This is a genomic window from Pseudoalteromonas sp. Isolate6 (assembly GCF_022398435.1).
Taxonomy (GTDB): Bacteria; Pseudomonadota; Gammaproteobacteria; order Enterobacterales; family Alteromonadaceae; genus Pseudoalteromonas; species Pseudoalteromonas galatheae.
The window spans coordinates 1-5,297 of the sequence record NZ_JAKEVK010000269.1 but is presented as its reverse complement, the minus strand read 5'-3'; the positions used below and the strand labels follow the sequence as shown (position 1 = coordinate 5,297).

Here is a 5,297-nt window from a genome sequence, read left to right as displayed (position 1 = left end):
TAATTATCATTAGCATATAATTAAAGCTCCTTCAAAACCTTGGCAAGGAGCTACCATGTTAGTCACTTATCTGTTGGCCAGCGGCTTTATTTTTATGGCGTATACCTACTCCAAATCATTTAAACCACATGCGCATACCAAGGCAAAGCTAGCGGTGTTATTGAGCGCGGGTTTAATCGCCACGGCAAAATGGCAGGCGGGGTTGAGTTCAACCGTGGTATTTTTTGTCTTTGCAGTGTCTCTTGCGATACTTAGCCTGTTTATCACCCTTGCACAGCCACAAAAGCACTGAAAAATTACGTGCATATAGAGCAACGCACATCTTGCTTGCCTCAAGATAGACGTTTTAAGGTATAACGTAGGCAAGAAATTGTTACTAAAAAGCACACTTTTTCTTTACATCTCTTGTTAAGCTAGCGCAACCGGATTTATTTAGGAAAGGTAATGCGAGCGCTACTGATAATTTTTGTTGCTTTTACTAGCTTTGGTTTACAGGCTAAGTGGCAAACCATCAAAACCGAAAACTTCAATGTGCATTATCCCCAGCCGCTTCAGCAATGGGCGTATTCTGCAGCAAATGAGCTGGAGGTGGTACGAGATAAAGTGCTGGCACAACAAGGTAGAGCCTTGAGTGAACGTGCTGATGTGATTATTTACGATCCAGAAAATGCGGCCAATGGCTTTGCATTACCCAGCACAGATAAACCAATGATGGCACTGCAAGCGACGCCGCCTCAAGCTGATTCCGTCATCGCAAATAACACCAGTTGGCAGCAGTTGCTCATTTTGCACGAATATATTCATCTCGTTCATCTATCACAGCCGAGCCGTAATCAATGGCGACAACATCTCAGAGATTGGCACGATATTACTGACTTGCTCGATGCGGTATTACCGCGCTGGGTCAGCGAAGGCTATGCTACCTTGCTGGAGTCTAGATTAACGGGACGAGGACGTTTATACGATAACTACAGTGAGAGCATTGTGCGTTATTACGCGCAGCAAGGCGCATTACCGACCTATAGCGCTTTAGATAATGGCGACAAGTCTTACCTTTCCAATTCTATGGCGTACTTAGTCGGTGTACGTTTTCTAGCATGGCTTGAGGATAATTATGGTGCACAGACGTTAGATGCCGTGTGGACAAGAGTGCAGGCGGTGGAATCTCGCAGTTTTGAAACCGCATTTAGTGGGGCTTTTGGAGCGCCAGCCAGCCAGTTATATCGTCGCTTTATTGTTGAATATAGCTATCAGGCTATGCAGCAAGAGCTAGCCTTGGTTCCGACACAGAGTGAGCTTTGGCAGCGGTTCGCGTATGCTGCTCGAGATATCGCGTTCTCTCCAGATGGCAGTCAATTTTTGGTGGTAGAGCAAAACCGTAAACGCCAAGTCACACTCAATATCTACGAAAACAAAGAAAATGTAGAAGTTATAGAGCAATTTAATAAGCGCAATGAAGCAATACTAAATGCCGATCCTAAAGATATTGTGGATATCGCACCTGAAGTCTTTCCAAAAAAGCGACTTGCACAGCTTGATGCACATAATTTTGCTGGTATCTATTACCCCCAGTGGCTGAATACCGACGACATTTACTTCGTTGCAAAAACGCCGACTGCAGACGACACCTTTATTAATGATTTGTTTGTATGGAAAGTTGGTACTGGAAAACCTAAGCAACTAACCAAAGGCGCGGGTATTCGTCGCTTTAGTATTGTTGATGCCAATACCGTTATTGCGGAGGTGTCTCGTTTGGGTTACTCACAGCTAGTGACCATAGAGTTGGACTCAGGAAAGCAAACTGTAATTACCACAAGTAAGCTTGGGGATGTCTATGACTTTCCAGTGCTCTCTAAGGAAAACGCGACATTAGCCTATGTACATGTTGCACCTAACAAACGCTGGCAACTTGTTGTTAAAGATCTTAGCCACGATACAACTAAAATTGTTTATTTACCCAAGTCACATCAATACCTTTCGGGGTTAACTTGGTCTCATGATGATGACAAGCTGTACTTTATTTCTGGAGTTGCAGGCCACTTAGCGGTAATGCGTTATGATGTGACGAGTAAAATACTTGAGACCTTACCTGCAAGTGCTAAACCGCTTGAGCAAATTATTACTTATTCACAGCAGATACTGGTGAGCTATGCGACCCCTGAGGGTGTTAAGGTTAACAAAATAATTGCTCCGGCTTGGCGCACCGTGAGCGTGCTAGAGCAAGTGGATGAGGCGGAGCGAAAAGAGCTGCACCCCCACCAATTACCTGTGGCTAAGATAGATCAAACCGCGCAGCCCAGTTCTGATTATTCTGTGTTCGAACAGTCTTATTCTGTTGCTTTATCTGGCGCATTTAATAGCGCCTCTTTTGATAGTTTGGGCGTGGCATTAAAAGGGCAGGATGTGCTGCGCCGACTTGCTTGGCAGTTTGGAGCCGAGAAAAGTATCAATAATGGCGCGTTGATGGGCGCATTTGCCCAACTTGAATATCGTCATGAAAACTGGAAAACGACGTTTGATGCTGGATATCAAGAGCTAGAAGCGGATAAGCAGTCTCACTCGCCACAAACAAATACCTCGAATGAAAGTAGTTTTAAGCAATTTTCCTTGTCATCTAGCTATCGTTTTGGTGACGCATTGAATTACCTCGCTCCCGAATTGGGTGTTATTCGTGTGCAACATGGTGAAAAAACATGGAGCGGTGGGCGTTATGGCTTTAACGCTCGTACATTATGGGATACGCAGCAGCATGGTGTAGCACTGCAAACCTCTGCAGCTCAGTGGTTAGGTGAATTAGATGGATTTGATTACCAGGTGAGCCTGTTTGCTAAAGCATGGCAAATTCCATTCTATGCATCGGTCGATAGCCGCTACAGCAGCGAATTGCCACTAGCTGTGGGTGGTGGAGCGCTTACCAGCACTAGTATTAGTAATGGTTTACACACCGTTAGCGAACCTATGTTGCCACATCTATTTGCAACGGGAAGCCGCTATTTAGGCTATGAATTTGCAACTTCATGGCAGCAGGGAAAACCTAAGTTATTTTATAAGCAGCATCAGTTAGATGGAGAAGTGATTGGACAAAATTACGGTATTAAGATGCGCTTACCTTTGTCTCGAGTGATATTAGGCAAGGCCACTGATTTTGCTCCTGCAGGATTAACCGATCTACAGTTTAGTGCTGGAGTGGGCCGCGTAGAGGGGCATAATTTGACGAATGAAAACCGTGTTTGGTTTAGTGTTTGGTATGAGTTGTAGATAATCGCATAAGATTGCTATCAAATAAGCGGGGGGGAGCCCCCGCAAATCATTCAGTTTGTTTATTCGAAGTTTAGGCTAGTTGTGATCTGCTACGATTTGCAAACCTGAGTAAGCATTGTATCCGCGGATCATCACCCAATAACGACCAGCTCCTTCATTTAGGGTACAAGATTCGTTGTTACCATAACGGTAAGGGCGGCAAGTCCAATTACTGGTGGTGGGCTCTGCACCTTTTAGTACGTACATGTCAGCATCACCAGTGCCACCGCTAGTGTTAAATGTCACTGTATTCACGCCTGCAGGGGTATCATAATAGAAGAAGGTTTCACTGCTTCTCGCTCCAGAAAGCCCCGTTTTTGCAACTCCCTTGATAAGCTTTTGCTCTTCACCTGGCAGCGTCACAGCAACTTGTTGTGTTGTTGACGCTGTGTCACCATTACTATCTGTGACGGTGAGTTCTACGGTATAGCTGCCAGAGTTTGTGAAGCTATGTGAAGTTTGCGCGCCTGAAGCGGATGCGCCGTCACCAAACTGCCAGCTGTGTTGTGTAATAGAGCCATTTGGTGAGCTAGAGCCTGAACCATCGAAGCTGCAGCTTAGGTCATTACAGCTGTAAGTAAATAACGCAACGGGCAATGGATCGGTAGTGCCGTTATCCCCAACGGGAATTTGACCACCAAAGTGACTAGAAACCTGAGGCCAAATTAAGCTAATTTTAGCGCCTTTATTGGTACAGCCACCTAAGTGGTGTAGCGCAACAACATTATTAGTTGAGGCTGCAAGTACTGGTGAACCTGACGAGCCGCCAATAGTGTCGCAGTAATAGCCTATATCTGTGCCTGTACCTCGACCATTCGCTGTTGCTTGGTTAACAGAGCATAGTCCATTGGTGTCTTGATCAGACTCAATCGACAGCTCTTTAGGGTTACCTGAACCATGCTGAGGGATGTAAATACGCTCGCCCTGTGATGGGTTTCGCACATCTAAACCAAAGTAACCAAACGGCTGGGCCTTAGCGAAATCATTGATAGTAAACAGCGTATAATCTAGCGTGTAATCTGTTTTAAGGAAGTCTTTACCTGTGACCTTTACCACAGTCTCGCGCTGGCTACCGTTACAGCTCGTACTTTGATAGTTAAACCATACCTCGGTATTCGCCAGCTCCGATGCCGATCCTACGCAGTGATTATTGGTAAACATGCGGTTATCCGCGCCTACACGCCAACCCGTACATAAACCACTGCCGTTCATAAGTAGTCTGGCGACAGGACGTGAACGCTCGAATTCGACCGGATGTGATTGTGCCCAGCACTGCACGTCTTTACGCTCCATTGCGCCACAGGTCGACATGGGGGTCACATCGGTCAAGCTCTCAACACTTGCTTGCCCCTCAATACCATGATGATAAAAATCGATTTCAGGCGTTTTGCCTAGATTACCCTGACCTGGGGTATATTCAATGATAACTTTATCAGCAGAGACTGACATAGCAGAAAATTGTTTAACGCCGTCATCACCGAGATTTGGATCAACTGTTGCAGTGCTGAGATTTGCTTGGGTATATTCATAGCGCTCACCACTATCCTCCGAGCGAACTACGAGTTTACCGCCGCCTGCAAGATTGAGGTTTTTAAAATGTAGTTTGATGTAGCTTGCACCTGGGTGTGAAACCGTTTGCACAATAGTTTGCGTAGACGTTGAAGTGCTTGTAGCACTATTTTGAGTAATAAGTGGAAGGTTGAGGTCATACCTTTTACCAATCATTGCTTTGCTAGCTTTGCTGGTATATTCCATCATTTGAGCTTCAGTTAATGGCGCTTGTGCCATCGCGATACCAGATGCTAAACCTAATGCTGTGACAAGAATGTGTCGTTTCATTGTTATTCCTTTTGAGTGTGTGGTTTTCCAACTTGAAATAAATAAGTTGGGCGTCGCTCAATACTCAGGTTTCGGTGCACTGTAGAGCACAACTAATTTGAGTATGTTTTTTGAACATCCACACACCAAAATAGAAACAATAATGCTTTTTGTAAAGT

Annotated in this window: 3 protein-coding genes; 2 read left to right on the top strand and 1 reads right to left on the bottom strand. The window is 45.1% G+C overall.

Annotated features, from left to right (window positions below; genetic code table 11):
- Positions 1 to 55: 55 nt before the first annotated feature.
- Positions 56 to 292, top strand: a complete 237-nt coding sequence (locus L1D50_RS21370) for a hypothetical protein (protein ID WP_239966770.1) — start codon at positions 56 to 58, stop codon at positions 290 to 292.
- A 152-nt stretch (positions 293 to 444) separates the two neighbouring features.
- Positions 445 to 3,258 carry a hypothetical protein gene (locus L1D50_RS21365; protein ID WP_239966769.1) on the top strand — a complete coding sequence of 938 codons (2,814 nt, stop codon included), beginning with the start codon at positions 445 to 447 and terminating at the stop codon, positions 3,256 to 3,258.
- A 78-nt stretch (positions 3,259 to 3,336) separates the two neighbouring features.
- On the opposite strand, the gene L1D50_RS21360 is transcribed toward L1D50_RS21365, so the two are convergent.
- Positions 3,337 to 5,139: a PKD domain-containing protein gene (locus tag L1D50_RS21360; RefSeq protein WP_239966768.1), complete on the bottom strand. Its 1,803-nt coding sequence runs from the start codon at positions 5,137 to 5,139 to the stop codon at positions 3,337 to 3,339.
- Positions 5,140 to 5,297: the final 158 nt, after the last annotated feature.

Excerpts from the sequence above, each read along its gene's own strand:
- L1D50_RS21360 (WP_239966768.1), bottom strand. The coding sequence starts at position 5,139 with ATGAAACGACACATTCTTGTCACAGCATTAGGTTTAGCATCTGGTATC.
- L1D50_RS21365 (WP_239966769.1), top strand. The coding sequence starts at position 445 with ATGCGAGCGCTACTGATAATTTTTGTTGCTTTTACTAGCTTTGGTTTA.
- L1D50_RS21370 (WP_239966770.1), top strand. The coding sequence starts at position 56 with ATGTTAGTCACTTATCTGTTGGCCAGCGGCTTTATTTTTATGGCGTAT.